17 protein-coding genes are annotated in these 23,890 nt (G+C 60.4%); 8 read left to right on the top strand and 9 right to left on the bottom strand.

The window, feature by feature from the left end:
• Window positions 1-5: 5 nt before the first annotated feature.
• Entirely contained in the window at window positions 6-1,499 is a 1,494-nt protein-coding gene (locus J2Z75_RS01535; RefSeq protein ID WP_209846704.1) for an FAD-binding oxidoreductase, read from the bottom strand.
• Between the two features lie 152 nt (window positions 1,500-1,651).
• Window positions 1,652-4,441 carry a DNA gyrase subunit A gene (gene gyrA, locus J2Z75_RS01530; RefSeq protein WP_209846701.1) on the bottom strand — a complete coding sequence of 930 codons (2,790 nt, stop codon included), beginning with the start codon at window positions 4,439-4,441 and terminating at the stop codon, window positions 1,652-1,654.
• Window positions 4,442-4,672: 231 nt separating this feature from the next.
• Here gyrA and J2Z75_RS01525 point away from each other — a divergent pair, with 231 nt between their 5' ends.
• Window positions 4,673-5,302, top strand: a complete 630-nt coding sequence (locus J2Z75_RS01525) for a MarC family protein (protein ID WP_209846698.1) — start codon at window positions 4,673-4,675, stop codon at window positions 5,300-5,302.
• Between the two features lie 76 nt (window positions 5,303-5,378).
• On the opposite strand, the gene J2Z75_RS01520 is transcribed toward J2Z75_RS01525, so the two are convergent.
• Window positions 5,379-5,918, bottom strand: coding sequence for a single-stranded DNA-binding protein (locus tag J2Z75_RS01520; protein WP_209846695.1), 540 nt, complete (start codon window positions 5,916-5,918; stop codon window positions 5,379-5,381).
• A gap of 267 nt (window positions 5,919-6,185) precedes the next feature.
• Here J2Z75_RS01520 and uvrA point away from each other — a divergent pair, with 267 nt between their 5' ends.
• Both uvrA and J2Z75_RS01510 read left to right on the top strand, forming a co-directional pair.
• A complete protein-coding gene (gene uvrA / locus J2Z75_RS01515) occupies window positions 6,186-9,107 on the top strand; it encodes an excinuclease ABC subunit UvrA (RefSeq protein ID WP_209846691.1) in 2,922 nt (973 codons plus the stop codon).
• Window positions 9,108-9,126: 19 nt separating this feature from the next.
• Window positions 9,127-9,930, top strand: coding sequence for a DUF72 domain-containing protein (locus tag J2Z75_RS01510; protein WP_209846665.1), 804 nt, complete (start codon window positions 9,127-9,129; stop codon window positions 9,928-9,930).
• Here the strand turns inward: J2Z75_RS01510 and J2Z75_RS01505 are convergent, their stop codons facing one another.
• Window positions 9,931-11,415: an NAD(P)H-hydrate dehydratase gene (locus J2Z75_RS01505; protein ID WP_209846662.1), complete on the bottom strand. Its 1,485-nt coding sequence runs from the start codon at window positions 11,413-11,415 to the stop codon at window positions 9,931-9,933.
• 337 nt (window positions 11,416-11,752) lie between these two features.
• Between J2Z75_RS01505 and J2Z75_RS01500 the strand changes: the two genes are divergently transcribed.
• Entirely contained in the window at window positions 11,753-12,091 is a 339-nt protein-coding gene (locus J2Z75_RS01500) for a P-II family nitrogen regulator (RefSeq protein ID WP_018324798.1), read from the top strand.
• Window positions 12,092-12,150: 59 nt separating this feature from the next.
• Window positions 12,151-13,560 carry a type I glutamate--ammonia ligase gene (glnA, locus tag J2Z75_RS01495; protein ID WP_209846659.1) on the top strand — a complete coding sequence of 470 codons (1,410 nt, stop codon included), beginning with the start codon at window positions 12,151-12,153 and terminating at the stop codon, window positions 13,558-13,560.
• Window positions 13,561-13,656: 96 nt separating this feature from the next.
• Here glnA and J2Z75_RS01490 read toward each other — a convergent pair whose 3' ends face one another.
• Window positions 13,657-14,694: a TAXI family TRAP transporter solute-binding subunit gene (locus J2Z75_RS01490; RefSeq protein WP_209846657.1), complete on the bottom strand. Its 1,038-nt coding sequence runs from the start codon at window positions 14,692-14,694 to the stop codon at window positions 13,657-13,659.
• Between the two features lie 47 nt (window positions 14,695-14,741).
• The gene (locus J2Z75_RS01485) at window positions 14,742-15,791 is read right to left on the bottom strand and encodes a hypothetical protein (protein WP_209846653.1); all 1,050 of its coding nucleotides are present in this window, start codon (window positions 15,789-15,791) and stop codon (window positions 14,742-14,744) included.
• 187 nt (window positions 15,792-15,978) lie between these two features.
• Between J2Z75_RS01485 and hspQ the strand changes: the two genes are divergently transcribed.
• A complete protein-coding gene (hspQ, locus tag J2Z75_RS01480) occupies window positions 15,979-16,308 on the top strand; it encodes a heat shock protein HspQ (protein WP_209848681.1) in 330 nt (109 codons plus the stop codon).
• 87 nt (window positions 16,309-16,395) lie between these two features.
• Here the strand turns inward: hspQ and J2Z75_RS01475 are convergent, their stop codons facing one another.
• Window positions 16,396-17,031 (bottom strand): invasion associated locus B family protein, encoded by a 636-nt coding sequence (locus J2Z75_RS01475; protein WP_209846650.1) that lies wholly within the window; start codon window positions 17,029-17,031, stop codon window positions 16,396-16,398.
• Between the two features lie 224 nt (window positions 17,032-17,255).
• Here J2Z75_RS01475 and J2Z75_RS01470 point away from each other — a divergent pair, with 224 nt between their 5' ends.
• Together J2Z75_RS01470 and J2Z75_RS01465 are read left to right on the top strand one after the other, a co-directional pair.
• The gene (locus tag J2Z75_RS01470) at window positions 17,256-19,130 is read left to right on the top strand and encodes an extracellular solute-binding protein (RefSeq protein ID WP_209846647.1); all 1,875 of its coding nucleotides are present in this window, start codon (window positions 17,256-17,258) and stop codon (window positions 19,128-19,130) included.
• Window positions 19,131-19,230: 100 nt separating this feature from the next.
• Window positions 19,231-19,896 carry a DsbA family oxidoreductase gene (locus J2Z75_RS01465; protein ID WP_209846644.1) on the top strand — a complete coding sequence of 222 codons (666 nt, stop codon included), beginning with the start codon at window positions 19,231-19,233 and terminating at the stop codon, window positions 19,894-19,896.
• 57 nt (window positions 19,897-19,953) lie between these two features.
• Here J2Z75_RS01465 and mfd read toward each other — a convergent pair whose 3' ends face one another.
• The gene (gene mfd, locus J2Z75_RS01460; RefSeq protein WP_209846641.1) at window positions 19,954-23,463 is read right to left on the bottom strand and encodes a transcription-repair coupling factor; all 3,510 of its coding nucleotides are present in this window, start codon (window positions 23,461-23,463) and stop codon (window positions 19,954-19,956) included.
• Window positions 23,463-23,777 (bottom strand): FAD assembly factor SdhE, encoded by a 315-nt coding sequence (locus J2Z75_RS01455; protein WP_209846639.1) that lies wholly within the window; start codon window positions 23,775-23,777, stop codon window positions 23,463-23,465. The genes mfd and J2Z75_RS01455 overlap by 1 nt, the downstream gene beginning before the upstream one ends.
• Window positions 23,778-23,890: the final 113 nt, after the last annotated feature.

The following is a 23,890-nucleotide window of genomic DNA, read 5'->3' as shown; positions in this document are numbered from 1 at the left end:
TCCTTTCAAAGCTTGCCGAGATAGGCGTCCCACAAATGATTGCGGAAAAGAAGACCCTTGTCGAATTCGCGTTTTTTGACGGCAAAGGCAGCGGCGCGTGGATAGGCGCGGACGAATTGGTCGACCGAGGCATGCGGACGATAAGGCAGATAGTAGGTCCCGCCGATGGAAAGCACCCGCTCGATCAGTTCCCGCGTCATGCGCGCCATGTCTTCCTCGCCACGCACCGTCTTTTCCTGCGAAAACAGCATGACGGCGGCGATGCGCGGCTCGGTGGCATAGGCAAGCACGCTGTCGCGATCGGTATCGACGTAACGCAGCGTCACGTTCAGCAGCTGCTGGAAAGACGCCGGAATGACATCCCGGCAAAGCGCAACGAATTCGGCAAAGCGCGAAGGTGCTACGAAATATTCATGCAGGATATCGGTGCGCAACGGATCGAGATCGTCGAGCGTGACGACCGGTTCATTCATCAGGCTATTGCGCGTCGCCTCGCCTGCGATCCCTGGTCCAAGCGAGGTTTCGGTCCACCAGCGCGCGTGCTTCATCCAGTCCGACCCCACCTGCCGACGGAAGATTTCGCGCGACACGCGGCTGACGAAACCGGAGCCGGTGGCCGCCGGAATATCGGACTGGTTTGCTGCGGGGCGATAGGAAACCAGCAAACCATCCTCGAAGAACCGGTCGAGCGACACATCGAGACGACCATAGGCCATCAGAATGGAGGGATCGGCATCCAGCATCTTTGCAAACCGCCAGCCGAGATCGGCGCCGGCGACGGGCTCGAATGTCGGGCCGAGGCGGCTGTTCGGCACCATGTCGAGTTCGAGTTCGGTGATGACACCGATCAGGCCGTAGCCGCCCATGGCGTGCTGAAAAAGCTCGGTGTTTTCGCTGCGCGAGCAGGTAACGAGCGTGCCATCCGCAAGCAGCATCTTCACCGAGCGCACGGTACTGCCGCAGCCGCTGAAACGCACGGGCCACCCATGGGCATTGACAGAATAGGTGCTGGCAACGCCGAAATCATTGTTCGACTGCATGACGGCCGGCGAAAAGCCGATGGCATCAAGCCTGGCGATGACGGTGGACCAGCGTGTGCCGGAGGCGACGCGATAGGTTTTGGCGGCGGTGTCGGCTTCCACCCATTGTTGGTCCAGGGTAAGGACCGTGCCATCCTTTGCGAGACTCTGGCCGCCCATCGAATGGCGCGCGGCGCTGGCTGCAAAAGGTTGGCCGGCATTGCGCGCCTCCGCCATCATCGCGCGGATGGTCTCGACGGTCTGCGTCACGGGATCGGCCGTGACGGTGATGTGCCTGGCAACGGACGTCGGCAAGAGTTCGCTGGCATCGTTGAGGACTATGCCGCCGTTCTGCGCCGCCATCGGTGCTGGAAAAACAGGACCGGAGGCACTTGTCGGTGCAAGCAGGGTGCGCCCGGCATAGACGCCAAGGCCTGCCGATGCTCCAGCCACCAGCGCGCGCCGTGTCAAACGCCCCATGATGTTCCCCATCCCCCGCACCGATCTCCCATGCGGGAATCATCTCTGTAACGGTACAGCAGCAGGATTAATTCTTGGGCGGGCGAATTCAACCACAAAGAAAAAGCCGGGCGATCATGACCGCCCGGCTTTTGATGATGTGATGGAAGATCTTATTCTTCCGTTGCGACCGGCGGCTCGGTCGGTGCCTCGCCCTCCGGCAGGTCCGCCCCATCAGCGATTTCCTCATCCTCTTCGGCGGGTTCGCTGATCCGCTCGACGGAGACCACCTTTTCGTCCTTGGCGGTCGTGAAGATCGTCACGCCCTTGGTGGCGCGGCTTGCAAGCCGGATGCCGCCAACGGGAACGCGGATCAACTGGCCGCCATCGGAGACGAGCATGATCTGGTCCTTGTCTTCCACCGGGAAGGCTGCGACCAACTCGCCGATTTCGCCGGTCTTGGACGTGTCCGTTGCACGAATACCCTTGCCGCCGCGGCCGGAGGTCCGGAAGTCGTAGGTGGACGAGCGCTTGCCGAAGCCCTTGACGGAGACCGTGAGCACGAACTGTTCACGTGCCTTGAGTTCCTCATAACGGGCATCATCAAGCTGACCTTCTTCAGTCACGTCCTCGCCGACCAGAGCGATTTCCTCGTCCTCGCCGGTTGCCGCACGCCGTTCGGCTGCAGCACGTTTCAGGTAGGCTGCACGCTCCCACGGTTCAGCATCGACATGGCCGACGATGGTCATCGATATGATCCGGTCGCCCTCGCCCAGCGTGATGCCGCGAACGCCGATCGAATTGCGGCCCGCAAAAACGCGGACGTCGTCGACCGAGAAGCGGATGCACTGGCCAAGCGCCGTCGTCAAAAGGACGTCGTCGTCTTCCGTGCAGGTCTCGACGGAGAGGATCTCGTCGCCCTCCTCCTCGAGCTTCATGGCGATCTTGCCATTGCGGTTGACCTGGACGAAGTCCGACAGCTTGTTGCGTCGGACCGTTCCGCGCGTGGTCGAGAACATGACGTCGAGGTTTTCCCAGGTCGTCTCGTCCTCGGGCAACGGCATGATCGTGGTGATGCGTTCGCCTGGCTCCAGCGGCAGCATGTTGATCAGCGCCTTGCCGCGCGACTGCGGCGTGCCGACCGGCAGACGCCAGACCTTTTCCTTGTAGACGATACCGCGCGACGAGAAGAACAGCATCGGCGTATGGGTATTGGCGACGAACAGGCGCGTGACGAAATCCTCATCGCGCGTCGCCATGCCGGAGCGGCCCTTGCCGCCGCGGCGCTGGGCACGATAGGTCGCCAGCGGCACACGCTTGATGTAGCCCAGATGGGACACGGTGATGACCATGTCTTCCTGGGCGATCAGGTCCTCGTCGTCCATGTCCGGACCGCCTTCGACGATCACGGTGCGGCGCGGTGTGCCGAATTCGTCGCGAACGGCGATAAGCTCGTTCTTGACGATAGTCATGATGCGGATGCGCGACGACAGGATATCGAGGTAGTCGCTGATCTCGGCGCCGATCTTGTTCAGTTCGTCGCCGATTTCGTCGCGGCCAAGCGCTGTAAGGCGGGCAAGGCGCAGTTCGAGGATCGCGCGGGCCTGCTCTTCCGAGAGATTGTAGGTCAGGTCCTCGTTGATCCGGTGGCGCGGATCGTCGATCAGGCGGATCAGGCTTTCGACGTCCGATGCCGGCCAGCGGCGCGTCATCAACTGTTCGCGCGCTGTCGCCGGATCCGGCGCACTGCGGATCAGCTTGATGATCTCGTCGATATTGGCAACGGCGATGGCGAGACCGACCAACACGTGCGCCCTGTCGCGCGCCTTGCGCAACAGGTACTTGGTGCGCCGGCTGATGACTTCCTCGCGGAAGGCGACGAAGGCGCGCAACATGTCGAGCAGCGTCATCTGCTCCGGCTTGCCGCCGTTCAACGCCACCATGTTGCAGCCGAAAGAGGTTTGCAGCGGCGTATAGCGATAAAGCTGGTTGAGGATGACCTCGGCGTTGGCGTCGCGCTTCAGTTCGACGACGACACGATAGCCCTGGCGGTCGGACTCGTCGCGCAGGTCGGAAATGCCCTCGATGCGCTTGTCCTTGACCAGTTCGGCCATCTTCTCGATCATCGTCGCCTTGTTCACCTGATAGGGAACTTCGGTAATGATGATCTGCTCGCGGTCGCCGCGCATCGGTTCGATGATGGCGCGGCCGCGCATGATGACGGAGCCACGGCCGGTCTCGTAGGCAGAACGGATACCGGAGCGGCCGAGGATGAAGGCGCCGGTCGGGAAGTCGGGGCCTGGAATGATCTCCATCAGCTGATGCAACTCAAGCGCCGGCTCGTCGATCAGGGCGATACAACCGTTGACGACTTCGATCAGATTGTGCGGCGGAATGTTCGTCGCCATGCCGACGGCGATGCCGCCGGCGCCGTTGACCAGAAGGTTCGGGAACTTCGCGGGAACGACCGAGGGTTCGCTCAGCGTGCCGTCATAGTTGTCGCGAAAATCGACTGTTTCCTTGTCCAGGTCGTCGAGCAGCGCGTGCGCCGCCTTCTCCAGACGGCACTCGGTGTAGCGTTCGGCTGCCGGAGGGTCGCCGTCGATCGAGCCGAAATTGCCCTGACCGTCAATCAGCGGCAGGCGCAGCGACCAGGGCTGCGCCATACGCGCCAGCGCATCGTAAATGGCCGAGTTGCCGTGCGGATGGAATTTACCCATCACGTCCCCGGTGACGCGGGCGCATTTGACGTATTTCTTGTTCCAGTCGATACCGAGTTCGCTCATCCCGAACAGGATGCGGCGGTGCACGGGCTTCAGGCCATCGCGAACATCGGGAAGAGCACGGCTGACGATAACGCTCATGGCGTAATCGAGATACGACCGCTGCATTTCCTCCATGATGGAAATAGGCTCGATGCCTGGTGGATTCTTGCCGCCGCCGGGTGTGGTTTGTTCAGTCAATTTCGATCACGATCTTTGTTCAGAATCAGACAGATTTTTATAGCCGAATGCATCGGCGAGCGCCAATTTCAGGGCTGGGTTTTGAACAGCCTTTTAGGCTCTTCGGCGCTCTCAAAGGCATTTGCAAGGCAAAAGCGGCAGAACGGTGGAAGACAGCCCTTTCATTCGGCGCTGCCGTCGCCTAACAATCCATCAGACGGTCATCATAAACAAGGCCGCGAGGGGAATGGGATGACTCACATCGACCTTCTGATCAATGCGCTGACCACCATCCTGGTCACCATCGATCCGCCCGGCCTGGCACCGATCTTCCTCAGCCTCACCGTCGGCATGAGCCGGCACGAGCGTTTTCTTGTTGCTCGGCGCGGCACGCTGATCGCGTTTTTCATCCTCTCGGCCTTCGCGCTGTTCGGAAACGGCATTCTCGGCTTGCTCGGTATCTCCATCGGTGCCTTCCGGATCGCCGGCGGGCTGCTGCTCTTCTGGATCGCATTCGAGATGATTTTCGAGAAGCGCAACGAGCGGAAGGAAAAGACCGGCGAAGCCGCCATTACCCGCGACCACATCCACAACATCGCGGTATTTCCGCTGGCGCTACCGCTGATTGCCGGCCCCGGCGCCATCTCGGCGACGATCCTGCTCTCTGGCTCCTTCTCGGCGACGATCGACCGGGTTCAGTTGATCCTGGTCATCGCCGTCTGCCTGGCCATTCTGTTTGCTGCGCTGGTGATCGCAGAACGCATCGACCGGTTCCTGGGCGTGACCGGTCGCGCCATCCTGACCCGGCTGCTCGGCGTCATTCTCGCCGCCTTGGCGGTGCAGTTCGTCGTCGACGGCGTCAAATCGACGATGGCTTTGTGAACACCCAGGATAAACCCAGGTCCCACTGACGAAAAAGGCCCGATTTCCCGGGCCTTTTTGACTGTTAGCGCTTTGATCAGAACGGAATATCGTCGTCCATATCGCGCGAAAAGTTTCCGCCGCTGCTGCTCGCGCCGCCGGAGCGGCCCGATGGCGCCGAGGACGGCCGATCGTAATCGCCGCCATAGTTGTCCGAACCACCACCGGCGTTGCCGCCGCCGTATTCCGAGCCGCCCCGGCCACCGCCGGCACCCTGCCCGTCACCGCGACCGCCGAGCATGGTCAGCGTCGAATTGAAGCCCTGCAGCACAACTTCCGTCGAGTAGCGGTCCTGGCCATCCTTGTCCTGCCATTTGCGGGTCTGCAGCTGGCCTTCGATATAGACCGTGGCGCCCTTTTTCAGATACTGTTCGGCAACCTTGCAGAGGCCTTCGTTGAAGATCACCACACGGTGCCATTCGGTCTTTTCCTTGCGCTCGCCGGAATTGCGGTCGCGCCAGCTTTCCGACGTTGCAATGTTCAGGTTGGCGATCGGCTTGCCGTCCTGCGTGCGCCGGATTTCCGGGTCTGCCCCGAGGTTGCCGATCAAAATCACCTTGTTGACACTGCCTGCCATCTTGCTTTTCCCGCTATCCTGCCGGGCTTTTCAACCCGGCTACCAAATTCAGAGCGCGCATCTTAGCGGCTGACCGCCAAGCATACGCCCCTTTGCATTGTGTCATCCACAACAGATTTCGAATTTTGTTCTTTCTTTGTTCTAATAAGTTTGTAATATCCTGTCAACCGACTCGGAAAGCCCCGCTGTTTTTGACCTTGTGCCTCGACATGGCCGCTGGCGACCTTAAATAAGGAGCTTTCCAATGCAGATCAAAAGCTGGGCACGATGAGCAAACTCGAGACCATTTCCATCCGCGGCGCGCGCGAGCACAATCTGAAGGGCATCGATCTCGATCTGCCGCGCAACAAGCTGATCGTCATGACCGGTCTTTCCGGCTCCGGAAAATCGTCGCTCGCCTTCGACACGATCTATGCGGAGGGCCAGCGGCGCTATGTCGAGAGCCTGTCGGCCTATGCCCGCCAGTTCCTCGAAATGATGCAGAAGCCTGACGTCGACCAGATCGACGGCCTGTCTCCGGCGATCTCGATCGAACAGAAGACCACCTCGCGCAATCCGCGCTCAACCGTCGGCACGGTCACCGAGATCTACGACTACATGCGCCTCTTGTTCGCCCGTGTCGGCGTGCCCTATTCGCCCGCGACCGGCCTGCCGATCGAAAGCCAGACGGTCAGCCAGATGGTCGACCGCGTCGTCGAGTTCGGCGAAGGCACGCGCCTCTACATTCTCGCGCCGATCGTGCGTGGCCGCAAGGGCGAGTACAAGAAAGAGCTTGCCGAACTGATGAAGAAGGGCTTTCAGCGCGTCAAGATCGACGGGCAGTTCTACGAAATCGCCGAGGCGCCGACGCTCGACAAAAAATACAAGCACGATATCGATGTCGTCGTCGACCGCGTCGTCGTGCGTCCCGACCTGACGGCCCGTCTGGCCGACAGCCTTGAAACCTGCCTGACGCTCGCCGACGGCCTGGCGATTGCGGAGTTCGCCGACAAGCCGCTGCCGCCGGAGGAAACCTCGGCCGGTGGATCGGCCAACAAGTCGCTGAACGAGACGCACGAGCGCGTTCTCTTCTCCGAAAAATTCGCCTGCCCGGTGTCCGGCTTTACTATTTCGGAGATCGAACCGCGGTTGTTCTCGTTCAACAACCCCTTCGGCGCCTGCCCGACCTGTGACGGTCTCGGCAGCCAGCAGAAGATCGACGAGGCGCTGATCATCCCGGAACCCGACCGGACGCTGAAGAACGGCGCCATCGCACCCTGGGCGAAATCGTCGTCGCCCTATTACAACCAGACGCTCGAAGCGCTTGGCAAAGCCTTCGGATTCAAGCTGTCGAGCAAATGGACCGATCTGTCCGACGAGGCCAGACACGCCATCCTGCAGGGCACGGAAGAAAAGATCAGCTTTCACTACGAAGACGGCGCCCGCTCCTACAACACCACCAAGAATTTCGAAGGCATCGTGCCCAATCTGGAACGCCGCTGGAAGGAAACCGACAGCGCCTGGGCGCGCGAGGAAATCGAACGCTACATGTCGGCGGCCCCCTGCCCGGCCTGCGCCGGCTTTCGCCTGAAGCCGGAGGCGCTGGCGGTCAAGATCAACAAGCTGCATATCGGCGAAGTCACGCAGATGTCGATCCGCGTGGCGCGCGACTGGTTCGACGTCCTGCCGGAGCATATGAATGCCAAGCAGAACGAAATCGCGGTGCGCATTCTCAAGGAGATTCGCGAGCGGCTGCGGTTCCTCAACGACGTGGGTCTCGAATATCTCAGCCTGTCGCGCAATTCCGGCACGCTGTCGGGCGGCGAGAGCCAGCGCATCCGGCTGGCCTCGCAGATCGGCTCGGGTCTCACCGGCGTTCTCTACGTCCTCGACGAGCCGTCGATCGGCCTGCACCAGCGCGACAATGCCCGGCTGCTCGATACGTTGCGGCATCTGCGCGATATCGGCAACACCGTTATCGTTGTCGAGCACGACGAGGATGCCATCATGTCGGCGGATTATGTCGTCGATATCGGACCGGCGGCCGGCATTCATGGCGGCGAAGTCGTCGCTCAGGGAACGCCGCCGGAAATCCTCGCCAATCCGAATTCGCTGACCGGCAAATACCTGTCCGGCGAAATGGCGGTTTCTGTTCCGGCCGAGCGGCGCAAGCCGAAAAAGAAAAAGGAAATCACCGTCGTCGGCGCCCGCGCCAACAACCTGAAGAACGTCACGGCATCGATCCCGCTCGGCATCTTCACGGCAGTCACAGGCGTATCGGGTGGCGGAAAATCCACCTTCCTGATCGAGACGCTCTACAAGGCGGCGGCGCGGCGCATCATGGGTGCTCGCGAAAATCCGGCCGAACACGACCGGATCGACGGCTTCGAGCATATCGACAAGGTGATCGACATCGACCAGTCGCCGATCGGCCGCACGCCGCGCTCGAATCCCGCCACCTATACCGGCGCGTTCACGCCGATCCGCGACTGGTTTGCCGGCCTGCCGGAGGCAAAGACGCGCGGCTATCAGCCGGGCCGCTTCTCCTTCAACGTCAAGGGCGGCCGCTGCGAGGCCTGCCAGGGCGACGGCGTCATCAAGATCGAGATGCACTTCCTGCCGGATGTCTACGTCACCTGCGACGTCTGCCACGGCAAGCGCTACAACCGCGAAACGCTCGACGTCCATTTCAAGGGCAAGTCGATCGCCGACGTACTCGACATGACCGTCGAGGAAGGCGTCGAGTTCTTCGCAGCGGTTCCTGCCGTGCGCGACAAGCTGCAGGCGCTGCAGGGCGTCGGTCTCGGTTATATCAAGGTCGGCCAGCAGGCAAACACCCTGTCGGGCGGCGAGGCGCAGCGCGTCAAGCTTGCCAAGGAACTGTCGAAACGCTCGACCGGCCGCACGCTCTATATCCTCGACGAGCCGACAACCGGCCTGCATTTCCATGACGTCGCCAAGCTGCTCGAAGTGCTGCACGAACTGGTCAACCAGGGCAACTCGGTCGTCGTCATCGAACACAATCTCGAAGTCATCAAGACGGCCGACTGGGTGATCGATTTCGGCCCGGAAGGCGGCGACGGCGGCGGCGAGGTGATCGCGGCGGGAACACCCGAGGACATCGTCAAGGAAAAACGGTCGCATACCGGCGCCTTCCTGAAGGAATTGCTGGAGCGGCGGCCGATCCGCAAGATGGCCGCGGCGGAGTAAAACTTACAGCGAGGAAAACATGACCAAATCAGGCACGATCCGCTGCGGCATCGGCGGCTGGACCTTTGATCCCTGGGAGGGGACGTTCTATCCGGAAACGCTGTCGAAGAAGCGGCAGCTCGAATTTGCCAGCAGCCAGCTAAAGGTCATCGAGGTCAACGGCACCTATTACGGTTCGCAAAAGCCGGAAACCTTCGCCAAATGGGCCTCGGAAGTTCCGGACGGTTTTGTCTTCTCTCTGAAGGCCAGTCGCTTTGCCACCAACAAGAAGGTGCTGGCGGAAGCCGGTGAATCGATCGGCAAGTTTCTTGGACAAGGTCTGACGGAGCTGGGGCCGCATCTCGGCCCCATTCTCTGGCAGTTAATGCCGACCAAGAAGTTCGATGCCGACGATTTCGGCGCGTTTCTGGCGCTGCTGCCGGAGAAGCAGGATGGCCTGACGCTGCGTCATGTCGTCGAGGTGCGCCACCCGTCGTTCCGCACGCCGGAATTCATTGCGCTTTTGGCGAAATACAATGTCGCCGTGGTCTGCGCCGACCATGCCGAATATCCGATGATCGCCGACGTCACGTCGGATTTTGTCTATATCCGGCTTCAGACAGGCAGCGATGATGTCGAGACTTGCTATGACGCGAAGCGGCTCGATCTCTGGGCCGATCGCGTCAAGACCTGGGCTTCCGGCGGAATGGTCGATGAACTCGAACTTGGCGATCCCACGCACAAGCCGGAAAAGAAGCCGCGCGACGTTTTTGCGTTCTTCATTACCGAGGGCAAGGTCAATGCGCCGAACGGTGCACGGGCGCTGCAGAAGCGGGTCGACTGATCAGGAAAAGGCAGGGAGCGGTTCGATTGCTGCTGCAAGGTCTTCCGCCGTCAGCCCCTCGCCGGCTTTCGCCCCCGCCCGCCCGTGACGCCAGACACCGGCTGCGGCGGCCTCGAAGGCCGGCATGCCCTGCGCCAGATGCGCGCCGATGATGCCGGCGAGCGTGTCTCCTGATCCGGCCGTCGCAAGCCAGGGCGGCGCGTTGGTGTTGATCGCGGCGCGGCCGTCGGGCGATGCGATCACCGTATCGGCGCCCTTGTAGACGATGACGGCGTGACTGCGTCTGGCAGCAGCGATGGCGCGGTCGACCTTCGAGAGACTAGGGTCAGCCTCGATGTCCGGAAACAGCCGGGCGAACTCGCCGTCGTGCGGGGTCATGACCAGCCGGGTTTCTCCCCCGGCATAGGCGTCGAAAAGCGACGCCGGATCGCCCTTGAAAGCGGTGATCCCATCGGCATCGAGTACCAGTGCACGGTCGCTGAGCATCAGCGCATATCGGCGCGCTGTTTCCATATCGCCAAACCCCGGGCCGAGCACGAAGGCACTGACCCGCTTGTCAGCAAGCCAGAGGGCGAGAGCGCCGGCATCCTCGACTTCCTTCAGCATCACAGCTGTCAGATGGGCTGCATTGACATTGAGCGCGGCGGAGGCCGACGCCAGTGTGACCAGCCCCGCTCCGGCCTTCAGCCCGGCCATGGCGGAAAGGCGCGCGGCGCCGGTTGCCAGCGGGCCGCCCGAGAAAACGGCGAGATGACCACGTTTGAATTTATGGGCCGAAGGGTCAAGGGCACGCGCATGACCGGCCCAGAGATGCGGGCCGTTTTCGCAAAGCCCGGCTGTTCGGATGCGCAGGATTCGCTCGGGTATGCCGATGTCGAAAATCTCCAGCCTGCCGCAGAGCGTCCGGCCCGGCATCAGCAGATGGCCCGGCTTTCGCGCCATGAATGTGACGGTGTGGCTGGCGTGAAAACTCTCGCCCAGCACCTGCCCGCTGCGACCGTCAACACCCGACGGCAGGTCTACGGCGATAACAGGCAGGTCCTCGTGTTTGATGGCCCGGATCACGACCGCCGCTTCATCCGGGACCGGGCGCGACAGGCCGGCGCCGAACAGGGCGTCGATGACGACGTCCCCGGGCTTGGGCCTGTATTGCGCAAGCGATTCCGCGGTGCGTCCCCATTCCGCATGGGCGCGGGCGGCGTCGCCTTTGAGACGAGCCGGATCGCCCAGGGCATAAACCCCGGTTGGCACTCCGCTCCGGCATAGGGTGGCGGCGGCGACATATCCGTCGCCGCCATTGTTGCCAGGCCCGCAAAGGATCACAAACCGCAGTGCTTCGGGATAAAACCGCAAGGCGGCGGCCGCAACGGCCATCCCGGCCGATGTCATCAGCCTGAAACTGTCGATTCCCGACAGGGCCGCATCGCGATCGATCGCGGACATTTCGGCGGGAGTAATGATGAAGGCATCGCGGTCCATTGGCATGGCATCAAAATGCCCCCAAGCCGGCGAACCGACAAGCATAAAATACAGGCTAATTTTGTATATTTTTTATGCATTTGCACATATTTGGCGCTCAATTATGACGCTTAACGGAGTGTTAAGCGCAACAAGCTGCGCACAACCACCGTTGCCACAGAAAAATTCATAAAAAATAGGCAAAAGGCGCTGTTTATTCCGAATAAAGGGATATGATCATGACAGATGGAGGAGTTTTCATCCAAAAAGACATCGCATTTGCCATATCTGGCATGTAAAATGCATATTGAGGGCGAGCGGGCATAAGCCTGCCATAACGGGAGAAGCGGAGAGACATTTTCTCATGAAAAAGATCGAAGCGATCATAAAGCCTTTCAAGCTTGACGAAGTGAAGGAAGCCCTTCAGGAAGTTGGCCTGCAGGGGATCACCGTCACGGAGGCGAAGGGTTTTGGACGCCAGAAGGGCCACACGGAACTGTATCGTGGGGCGGAATACGTTGTTGATTTTCTCCCGAAGGTGAAAGTCGAAGTCGTGCTGGCAGATGAAAACGCGGAGGCCGTGATCGAGGCCATACGGAACGCCGCCCAGACCGGACGTATCGGCGACGGAAAGATTTTCGTCTCCAATATCGAAGAGGTCATTCGAATCCGTACCGGTGAAACCGGCATCGACGCCATCTAATCCGCCTGGCCGTTCGGCCCGGGCATACCTCGTCATCTCAAAAGAGGGACTTTCAAAAAATGACGACTGCAAATGATATCCTCAAGCAAATCAAGGATAACGACGTCAAGTTCGTTGACCTGCGCTTCACCGATCCGAAGGGCAAGCTGCAGCACGTGACGATGGACGTCGGCTGCGTTGACGAGGACATGTTCGCCGACGGCGTCATGTTCGACGGTTCTTCGATCGGCGGCTGGAAGGCCATCAACGAGTCGGACATGGTGCTGATGCCGGATCCGGCAACCGTGCACATGGACCCCTTCTTTGCGCAGTCCACCATGGTTATCGTCTGCGACATCCTCGACCCGGTTTCCGGTGAGGCCTATAACCGCGATCCGCGCGGCATCGCCAAGAAGGCCGAAGCCTATCTCAAGGCATCCGGTATCGGCGACACCATCTTCGTTGGCCCGGAGCCGGAATTCTTCGTGTTCGACGACGTGAAGTACAAGGCCGATCCCTACAATACCGGCTTCAAGCTCGATAGTTCGGAATTGCCGTCCAACGACGACACCGACTACGAGACCGGCAACCTCGGTCACCGTCCGCGCGTCAAGGGCGGCTATTTCCCGGTTCCGCCGATCGACAGCTGCCAGGACATGCGTTCCGAAATGCTGACGGTGCTGACCGAAATGGGCGTCACTGTCGAAAAGCAGCACCATGAAGTGGCGGCCGCCCAGCACGAGCTCGGCGTCAAGTTCGACACGCTGGTGCGCAACGCCGACAAGATCCAGATCTACAAGTATGTCGTGCATCAGGTCGCCAACGCCTATGGCAAGACGGCGACCTTCATGCCGAAGCCGATCTTCGGCGACAACGGCTCGGGCATGCACGTGCACCAGTCGATCTGGAAGGACGGCAAGCCGACTTTCGCCGGCGACGAATATGCCGGCCTGTCGGAATCCTGCCTGTTCTACATCGGCGGCATCATCAAGCATGCCAAGGCGATCAACGCCTTCACCAACCCGACGACCAACTCCTACAAGCGTCTGGTTCCGGGCTACGAAGCGCCGGTGCTGCTCGCCTATTCGGCCCGCAACCGTTCCGCGTCCTGCCGCATCCCGTTCGGGACCGGCCCGAAGTCGAAGCGCGTCGAAGTCCGCTTCCCCGACCCGCTGGCAAACCCCTATCTCGGCTTTGCCTCGATGCTGATGGCCGGCCTCGACGGCATCAAGAACAAGATCCATCCCGGCAAGGCGATGGACAAGGATCTCTACGACCTGCCGCCGAAGGAACTGAAGAAGATCCCGACCGTCTGCGGCTCGTTGCGCGAAGCGCTGGAAAGCCTCGACAAGGATCGCAAGTTCCTGACCGCTGGCGGCGTGTTCGACGATGACCAGATCGATGCCTATATCGAGCTGAAGATGATCGAAGTCATGCGTTTCGAAATGACCCCGCATCCGGTCGAATTCGACATGTACTACTCGGCTTAACGGCCTGTTTCGGACCCGCCCTGGCGGGTCCTCTCCTCAAACGAAAGGCCGGCTTCTCGCGAAGCCGGCCTTTTATTTTGGAGATCTTTCCTCGCCTTACTTCTTCTTCAGCCGCTGCTTCAACAGGTTGAGATACTCCTCGTTGCCATCCGGCTGCTGGGTTGCCGCTTCCGGCGCCTTGCACGCCGGCTTGTAGTCGAGCGCCATGCCCGCCTTGACGCAGACGCCGACCTGCCAACCCGGCGGCAGTGCCGTCAGATCGACATCCTTCCACTTCGGATGGCCGGTCTCTTGCAGCGTGTCGAGATTGTTGAGAATGAGGTTCGAAAATTCCGACACGGCCTTGCAGCTTTCCCGCTGATAGGCATTGCGCTTGATGTCGTAGTCATAGGTCATCATCACAGCCTTGACGGCGATCAGATCGACAGGCTCCTTCTGGAAGGCATAGGTGCCGCCATCGATGCGTGACTGCGTGTAGGTTGCCAGCAACGGCGCTTCGGTGATCGGCACGAGATGGAACTTGGTCCCGTCGATCGGATTGTTCTTGAACAGCGCCGCCGGCGCGCCGGCCACATAGAAGAAGGCATCGATCTCGCCGGACAACAGTTTCGGCAGCGCCGCGTCGGGATTGAGCGGCACACGCTCACCGGTCTTCACCTGCAGGATATCGAGGATCAGGGAGGATGTCAGGAACGTGCCGCTGTCCTTGACGCCGACGGCAACCTTCTTACCGGCCAGGCCTTCCATATCCTTGATGTCGGCGCGCGCAAGGACATGGATTTCCTCGTTGTAGAGCGGAAACATGATGCGCACGCCGCGCACCGCCTGCTGCACCTCCGGATCGTCGGCCTCGAACGTCTTCAGGTATTCAAGCACGTCGCTCTGAACGATACCGAACTGGGTGTTCTTGCTGTTGCGGACACCGACGAAGTTTTCGAGCGAGCCGGCGGATTCCTTGACGTTGAGCGTCAGGCCGCACGTCTTGCCGAGTGTGGCGACATCCCGCCCGATCTGGATATAGGTCCCCTGCGGTCCGCCGGTCATGATGTTCTTTTCGAACTCGGCCGCCGATACGGGATTGAGCGAAAGAGCCGCACATATCGTGGCGGCAGCAAAACTCAGTCGAAACATCATGTCTTCTCCACCAAAGACCGCCCGGCTTGGCAGGCGGATGCCGATTGTCAGCAGTCGCTCTTAAAATCACGCATCAGGTTGCGCATCAGGATCAGCGGCACCTTGTCGAAAACGCTTTCAAGCGCATCCGTGACGCAGGCGCCTGACGCCAGCTGGTCCTTGAGGCGTTGTTTCTTTTCATCGTCGAGAAAGCCCACGCCGCGTGTCGCGCCAATGATATTTTCCACCAGCAGGCGGTCGCGCGGCCTCGATCCGACACTTGGAACGGTCTGCTCGGTTTCGGATACCGGCTCCTCGGCGGCGGGCGTATCGGACCGGGTCGTGACCGTCACTTTTGCCGCGGCCGCTGCTGCGGCCTGATCCTCAAGCTGCTTTTCCAGCACTTCGACCTTCCGGCGTTCCTCGCCAAGGCTCTGCTCCAATGTCTGGATCTGGACGTCGCGTGCCAGGTCAAGCGCGGATTTGAACGTGGTGGGCTTTTTCTCGGCCTCCGTCACCTTCTGCTCCAGCGCCTTTCGCGCCGCAACGGTATCCGCCATGGCCTGTTCCAAAGCCGCTTTCAGACCGGTGACCTGCTTGTTCAAGGTGATCTTGTCGGCGCCGAGACTTTGCGCCTGTGCCGCTGCGTCGGCGGCATCCGCCTTTGCGGCGCTCAGTTGCTCGTTGAGCCTGGCAATCGTCGCGGTGAAATCATCAGCGGCGGATTTCGCGGCGGCCTTTTCCGTCGCAAGCAATTTTTCCAGCGCGGAAATATCGGCGTCGCGCTTGTCGAGCAGCCGATTGAGCTTCGGTACCTCGTTCAGCTTCAGGTCGGCATAGTCTTTTTCCAGCTGCTCGGCCCAATTGCCGGAATTCTTCTTGAGTTCGACCAGATTGCTGGTCGCCTTATCCTTTTCAACCGTGACTTTGGCGAGTTCGGCAGTCAGCGAGGCCGTCTCGGCTTTCAGCGCCGCGACTTCCGTCTGCAGTTGCTGGCGGGCAAACCAGAAATAACCGCCGGCGCCAATCAGCGCCAGGCAAAGGACTGCGGGCAGCATAAGGCTGGACGCACCACCGCCGCGCGTCGGCTGATTGTTCCTGCCCCACTGATTGGTCATGCGATATCCGCCACGAAAAACTCCTCGCAAATGAGGTACGACGAATTTCCGGGAGAGGCAAGCAACGGCATCTTGTGTGCTTGCTCGCCAAATATTCCAACGACCGGACGTCGGCGCTCTCGCTGAGCTTCGCTATTGATGTTTGTTGAAAAACCACCACATAATAACGCGAAAGGAACCTAACATGATGAAACAAAGAGACGCTAAATTTCAGATTGGACAGGTTGTTCGCCATCGCGTGTTTCCATTCCGCGGGGTCATCTTCGACGTCGATCCGGAATATGCCAACACCGAGGAATGGTGGAATTCAATTCCCGCTGAAGTTCGCCCGAGCAAGGACCAGCCGTTTTACCACCTGCTCGCAGAGAATGACGAAACGGAATATGTCGCCTATGTCTCCGAACAGAACCTGGTTTCGGATGAAAGCGGAAAGCCTATGCGTCATTCGCAGGTGAACGCTTTCTTCGATCCGGAGACCGTCGGTCAATACAAGCCCAAGGCGGTCGTCCAGCACTGAGATAGGCCATCCGTGATGGCTTTACCCTGAAAGCAAAACAGCCCGGACTTTCGTCCGGGCTGTTTTTTTGCTTGATTGGATCGGCAATCAGTTTGCCTTGGCGGCCTTCTGGGCTTCTTCCAGCTTCTTGCGGGCATCCTCGGCCTTTTTCTGCATTTCTTCCTGCAGCAGGCGCTGACGCTCTTCGAGCTTGGACTGTTCGATCGGTTCGCCATCGAACACGCCGGTGAAGCCTTCGAGCGACATCTTGATCGGGTTCGGCGCGCGCTGGAAGTTCACCGAAGTGAAGACCACTTCCCCGCCCTTTTTCAGGTTGGCAAGAACGGCGTCGCTCAGCGGCACTTCGGCAACGCACTTGTCAGGCATGCAGATGGCGTAGTCGAGCTTGGAGCCCTTGCCTCCGTCGATCTGCATCTGGATGCCGGGCGGAATGAGGCGTGCGGACGGAACCGAAACCTGCAGCACCTTGCGGTTGACCTTGCCCTGAACGCTGATGAGGCCTACGGCGGTGATCAGCTGGCCATTGCTGGCCGTCATGAGGTTCTGCACGATGCAGACATCGTTGTCTTCCTGCTTGGTGCAGACCTTGAACCAGCCCTGCGGCGGACGGCCGGCGCCAGCAGCCTGCTGCGCAAAAGACACGGCCGGCATCGCGGCAACGGCGACTGCGCCGGCAAATACCGACAGCGCAGCCTTTTTGGTGAATTTCGACTTGAAGATCATAACGATATCCGTCTCCTGAATTCCGGTGTCTGAGCAGTCTCAAGCCGCTCGTCATCAATGGTCAGCTGCCCGCTCTCCTGTTGGGCAAATAAGGCAATTGCATGACCCTCGTCTCCGGGAACACCTGTTACAGTGAGCGGCCACGGATATCCAGTCTTTCCGGAATTTTTTTGCAATCAACTCTTGGGTCGGCTTCAGTTTTTTAAAGTATCTGCCGGTTGGAAATGCTGGTCAACGTGATAATTTGCCGTGATTCACATGATCGACGACAGCGGGAGGCGGGCTTGCGCGCATTATTTTTGGGTTTGATTTCGCTGCTGGCCGCACTCAGTACGGGGGTGGCTGCTAAGGCCGAGCCGGTCCATGGCATTGCCATGCATGGCCAACCCGCCCTGCCCGCCGATTTCAAGAACTTCCCTTACGTCAAGCCGGATGTGAAAAAGGGCGGCCACGTCTCCTATGGCGTCGTCGGCACGTTCGACAGCCTCAACCCGTTCATCCTGAAAAGCCAGCGCACCACGGCGCGCGGCATGCTCGATCCGGAATATGGCAATCTCGTCTATGATTCGCTGATGCAGCGCTCGCGCGATGAGGCGTTTTCGCTGTATGGCCTGCTGGCCGAGACAGTGGAATGGGATGACGACCGCACCTTCATTCAGTTCAACCTGAACCCCAAGGCCAAGTGGGCCGACGGTCAGCCGGTGACCCCCGACGATGTCATCTTCACCTTCGAGCTGTTTCGCGACAAGGGCCGTATCCCGTTCAGCACGCGCCTCGACAGTGTCGCCAAGATGGAAAAGGTCGGCGACCGCAGTGTCCGCTTCACTTTCAACGACAAGGCCGACCGCGAATTTCCACTGCTGATCGCCTTGACGCCAATCCTGCCGAAGCATGCGACGGACGTGGCCACGTTCGACCAGACTTCGCTCAAGTTCCCGCTCGGTTCCGGTCCTTATAAGGTGGCCGATGTCCGACCCGGGGAGCGCATCGTCTACAAGCGCAATCCGGATTACTGGGCAAAGGATTTACCGAGCAAGGTTGGTTTTGACAATTACGATCAAATTTCCGTAGAATATTTCCTGCAGGACAACACCCTGTTCGAGGCCTTCAAGAAAGGCGAAATCGACATCTATCCAGAAGGCAGCCCGACGAAATGGTCGCGCAGCTATAACTTCCCGGCGGTCCAGTCGGGCAAGGTGATCAAGGACACGTTCACGCCGAAGACGCCCTCCGGCATGCTCGGCTTCGTCTTCAATACACGCCGGCCGATGTTTCAGAATATCAAGCTCCGCCAGGGTCTGGCCCTCGTCTTCGATTTCGAATGGGTGAACAAGAACCTTTTCGACGGCGCCTATACGCGCACGCAGAGCTTCTGGCAGAATTCGGCCCTTTCCTATCTCGGCGTTGCCGCCGATGACCGTGAGCTGGCTATTCTCGGTGATATCAGGAATCGTATCAATCCTTCCGTCCTTGACGGCACTTATAGGCTGCCCGTCACCGACGCCTCCGGGCGCGACAGAAACGTGCTGCGCGAAGCCGTGACGCTGTTGCGCGAAGCCGGTTACGGCGTCAAGGACGGCAAGATGGTCAACGAGCAGGGCGTACCGCTTGCCTTCGAGATCATGACCCAGAACGAGGGACAGGAGAAAATGGCGCTCGCCTATCAGCGCTCCCTCGCAGCGCTTGGCATCAGTGCGTCGGTGCGAACCGTCGATGATTCGCAATATCAGCAACGCAGTCAATCTTTCGACTACGATATCATCGTGAAGTCCTTTCCTTCCTCCCTCTCGCCGGGCATCGAACAGGTTGGCCGCTGGTCTTCGGAATCGCGCGACGAGCAGGGCAGCCAAAACTTCGCCGGCGTCGCCGATAAGGATGTCGACACGCTCGTCAACGCCATCCTGCGTGCCACCAGCGTCGAGGACTTCACCGCTGCGGTTCGCGCCCATGATCGCCTGCTGGTCTCCAATTTCTACCTCGTGCCGCTCTATCACGTCGGCGCGCAATGGGTGGCGCGCGAAAAACGCATCGGCCGGCCGGGCGTCGTACCGCTCTACGGCTATCAGCTGCCGACCTGGTGGGATGAAACTGTGCAGTAGCACTGATTTGGCGTCGGTATACTTTTGGTAACGCATTGAAAGCGGAAACGCGGGCGCCTATGTCGCTGATCGATGATTTTCAGCGCAAGGAGCAAGCGCCATGGACCATGTAAACATCGACGTCGTCTCCGACGTCGTCTGCCCCTGGTGCTATCTCGGCAAGGCGCGGCTCGATCAGGCAATCGCCAATGTTGCGGGGGAGATATTTGTCACGGTGAACTGGCGTCCCTATCAGCTCAATCCCGATCTGCCGCCGGAAGGCGTCGATCACAAGACACACCTTGCCGCCAAGCTGGGTGGCCAGGCAGCGGTCGATCGCGCCCACGATATGCTGACCGGGCTTGGCCAGCAGGATGGCATTGCTTTCAATTTCGATGCGGTGAAGGTCAGCCCCAATACGCTCGATGCCCACCGGCTGGTCCGCTGGGCCCTGACGGAAGGCCCGCAGGCACAAAGCAAGGTCGCCACGCTGCTGTTCAAGGCGAATTTCGAAGAGGGTCGCAATGTCGGCGATCACGCGGTATTGCTGGATATCGCGGCCGAGGCCGGTCTCGACCGCGCCGTGATCGCAGCACTGCTCGCTTCGAATGCCGACAAGGATTCGGTTTCCAAAGAAATCGAGATGGCCCGCGACATGGGCGTCACCGGCGTTCCCTGCTTCATCATCGACAGCAAATATGCCGTGATGGGCGCGCAGTCCGTCGATGTGCTGACGGACGCCTTGCGCGATATCGCCAAGATGAAAGACTCTTCCCAGATCAATTGATCAGCGCGCTCTGCTGTCCGAGAAGCCGCGCAAGTTCCGCGTGGCTTTTTTTGTCATTCAGGCAGTCTTTGCCAGCCCAGCAAGCTGCGTCATCACCACCGCAGCGCCGGCGAGCCGCTTTTCCGGAGTCGGGAAATCGCGCTGGAAGAAGATGCTGTGATCGGGCCGGATCTTCGCCATGATGCCCTGCTTGGCGATATAGCCGACCAGCGCACCTGGATTGGGGAATTCGCGGTTGCGAAACTGCACGACGACGCCCTTCGGCCCCGCATCGAGCTTTTCGACATTGGCCGTACGGCAGAGCGATTTGATATAGACGATCTTCAGAAGGTGCTGGACTTCAAGCGGCAGCGGCCCGAATCGGTCGATCAGTTCGGCACCGAAGGCGTCGATATCGCCAAGCTCGGTAATCTCGCCCAAGCGACGATACAATCCGAGGCGCAAATGCAGGTCCGGCACATACTCGTCCGGAATCATCACCGGCGTACCGACGGAAATCTGCGGCGACCAGCCACTGTCGGTGATCTCCTCGTCACCCTTCAGCTCGGCAACGGCTTCCTCCAGCATCTGCTGGTAGAGTTCGAAGCCGACCTCCTTGATATGGCCGGACTGCTCGTCGCCTAGCAGGTTGCCGGCACCGCGGATATCGAGGTCGTGGCTCGCCAGCTGGAAACCGGCGCCCAGCGTATCGAGCGATTGCAGGACCTTGAGGCGGCGTTCGGCCATGCCCGTCAGCGTCCGGTTGACCGGCAGCGTGAACAGCGCGAAGGCGCGCACCTTGGAACGACCGACGCGGCCTCTGAGCTGGTAGAGCTGCGCCAGGCCGAACATGTCGGCGCGGTGGACGATCAGCGTATTGGCCGTCGGCACGTCGAGCCCGGATTCGACGATCGTCGTCGAAAGCAGAACATCATAGCGGCCTTCGTAGAAGGCGTTCATGATGTCTTCCAGTTCGGTCGCCGGCATCTGGCCGTGGGCGACGGCGACCTTCAGTTCAGGTACATCCGATTTCAAGAAATCATGGATTTCCGAGAGGTCGGCAAGCCTCGGGCAGACATAGAAACTCTGGCCGCCGCGATAATGTTCGCGCATCAGCGTTTCGCGGATCACCAGGGCATCGAAGGGCGAAATAAAGGTGCGCACCGCCATGCGGTCGACCGGCGCTGTTGTGATCAGCGACAGTTCGCGAACGCCTGTCAGCGCCAGTTGCAGCGTGCGCGGGATCGGCGTTGCCGACAGCGTCAGCACATGCACGTCGGATTTCAGTTCCTTCAGCCGTTCCTTGTGCTTGACGCCGAAATGCTGCTCCTCGTCGATGATCAGCAGCCCGAGATTGGCGAAATTGATCGACGCGCCGAGCAGCGCATGCGTGCCGACGACGATATCGGTCTTGCCCTCGGCCACTTCCTTCTTGGTCAGTGCCAGTTCCTTGGAGCCGACGAGGCGCGATGCCTGGGCAATGCGCACAGGGAGCCCCCGGAAGCGCTCGGTGAAGGACTTGAAATGCTGGCGTGCGAGAAGCGTGGTGGGGACCACGACCGCCACCTGAACGCCGTTCATGGCCGCGATAAACGCGGCGCGCAAGGCCACTTCGGTCTTGCCGAAGCCGACATCGCCGCAGACGAGCCGGTCCATCGGTCGGCCGGCGCCGAGATCGTCGCGCACGGCCTCAATGGAGGTCATCTGGTCTTCGGTCTCGTCATAGGGGAAGCGGGCGGCGAATTCGTCGTAGAGGCCCTCGGGCGTCGTCAGCACCGGCGCATGGCGCGTCAAACGCTCGGCCGCGATGCGGATCAGGCCGCCGGCCATGTCCAGAAGGCGTTTCTTCAGCTTGGCCTTGCGCGCCTGCCAGGCGACGCCGCCGAGCTTGTCGAGAACGGCATCGCTGCCTTCCGAGCCATAGCGCGACAGAAGCTCGATGTTTTCCACCGGCAGGAAAAGTTTTGCCTCGTCGGCATAGACGAGTTCCAGGCAGGCATGCGGTGCGCCTGCCGCTTCGATGGTGCGCAGGCCGATGAAGCGGCCGATGCCATGTTCGGCATGGACGACGATGCTGCCTTCATCGAGGCCCGCTACTTCGGCGATGAAATCCGCGCCGCGCTTGCGGCGCTTCGAACGCCGCACCATGCGGTCGCCCAGAATATCCTGCTCGCCGATGACGACGAGATTGCCGGTTTCAAAACCGCTTTCGAGGCTGAGAACGGCGGAGGCCGCCTCGCCGGATTTCAGGCTGTTGAGTTCCGACAGCGCCTTAATCGGCTTGATGTTGGCGAGGCCATGCTCGACCAGCACCTGCAGGAGCCGATCGAGTGACCCCTCCGACCAGGCGGAAATCAGCACCTTGGCACCCTTGGCCCGGCGGTCGGCGATGTATTTGACGGCCAGATCGAAGACATTGACCCGCTCGGCATCGCTGGTCGTTTCCGTCGCGTTCTTCGCCCAGCGCACGCCGAGCCGCGCATCGATCGAGATGACCTGCCGCGCTTCACCGTCATGTTCGCTGAAGGGCGAGAGGCGCACGGCATTGCGCGAAATCAATGCGGCATTGAAGTCATCCGCACTGAGGTAGAGCATTCCGGGTGAAACGGGCTTATATGGCGTCCCTTGTGAAATCTGCGACTTGCCCGGGGCAACGGACGACTGGCGTGCCTCGTAATAGTCCTGAACAAGCTTGGAGCGTTCGGCCGCCGCTTCGCGGACGACGTGATCAGTGACGATGTGGAAACCGCCGAGATAGTCAAACACCGTATCCAGCCGGTCGTAGAACAGCGGCAGCCAATGCTCCATGCCGGCATAGCGCCGGCCTTCCGAGACCGCCAGGTAGAGCGCATCGTCCCGCGTTGCCGCGCCGAACATCGACAGATACTGCGTGCGAAAATGGCTGATCGTCTCGGGTGTCAACGACACCTCGCTCATCGGATTGAGATCGAGCGAGCGGGCCTGGCCGGTGGTGCGCTGGCTGGCCGGATCGAAGGAGCGGATGGTCTCGAGCGTATCGCCGAAGAAATCGAGGCGGACAGGCTCTTCGCTGCCGGGAACGAAGACATCGAGAATGCCGCCGCGCACGGCAAATTCACCGACTTCACGGACCGTTGCGACGCGCTCGAAGCCGTTACGCCCGAGCCTTGCGGCGATATCGTCCATGCGGATATTCGCCCCGGGCCGCGCGGAGAAGGCAAGGCTTTCGATGATATCCTGCGGCGCCATCTTCTGCAGCGCCGCGTTGACGGTGACCAGCACGATGGCCGGATGCGGTTTTTTCGCATGCGCGATCAAACCGCTCAGCGTCGCCAAGCGCCGGGCCGATGTATCGGCGCTGGGCGAGACCCGGTCGTAGGGCAGGCAATCCCAGCCCGGCAGGGTCAGGACCGGAATGTCCGGTGCTGCGAAACCCAGCATCTGCTCGACATCGGCGATGCGCTGGCCATCCGAGAGAATATAGGCAACCGGGCCGTTGGCGCGGGCAAGCTCCGCCAGGATCAGCGGCTCAACGCCGGCAGGCACGGGGCCGATGGTCAATTCGCGGGTGGCGCGTGCAACTTTCCTGGGATCAAAACCGGCAATCATCAGTCGTTTTTGTCCTTGTCGGTGAAGAGCACATCGAAATCAGGGCGATAGGAAACGATGCGTGCGAACAAGGGTGTGCGGTAGCGTTCGGGCACCGGCTGCGATCCGAGGATCCACTTGACTAGATCGTTGTCTTCTTCCGCCATGATGGTTTCGAGTTCGTCGAGATCCGTCTCGGCAAGATTGGCCAGTTCGTTGTCTGCGAACTGTCCGAAAACGAGATCCATCTCGCGGATACCGCGATGCCACGCACGAAAGAGAATCCGCCTGCGGCGCGGATCGAGATCGGCGCTCGTGCGCGTGATGCCCGTCATGAAAAGTCCTTCCTGTCGCCGCATCCGGTCAAGGCAGCGCGTTGCCATGGCTCTATAAACGCTGAATAGACGATTGTCAGCCTTGCCAAAGACCGATTCCTCGTTTCAGTCTG

This window comes from Rhizobium herbae (genome assembly GCF_017873135.1).
Taxonomy (GTDB): Bacteria; Pseudomonadota; Alphaproteobacteria; order Rhizobiales; family Rhizobiaceae; genus Pararhizobium; species Pararhizobium herbae.
Note: the sequence above shows the minus strand (reverse complement) of the source record. Positions and strands in the feature narration are given on the sequence as shown.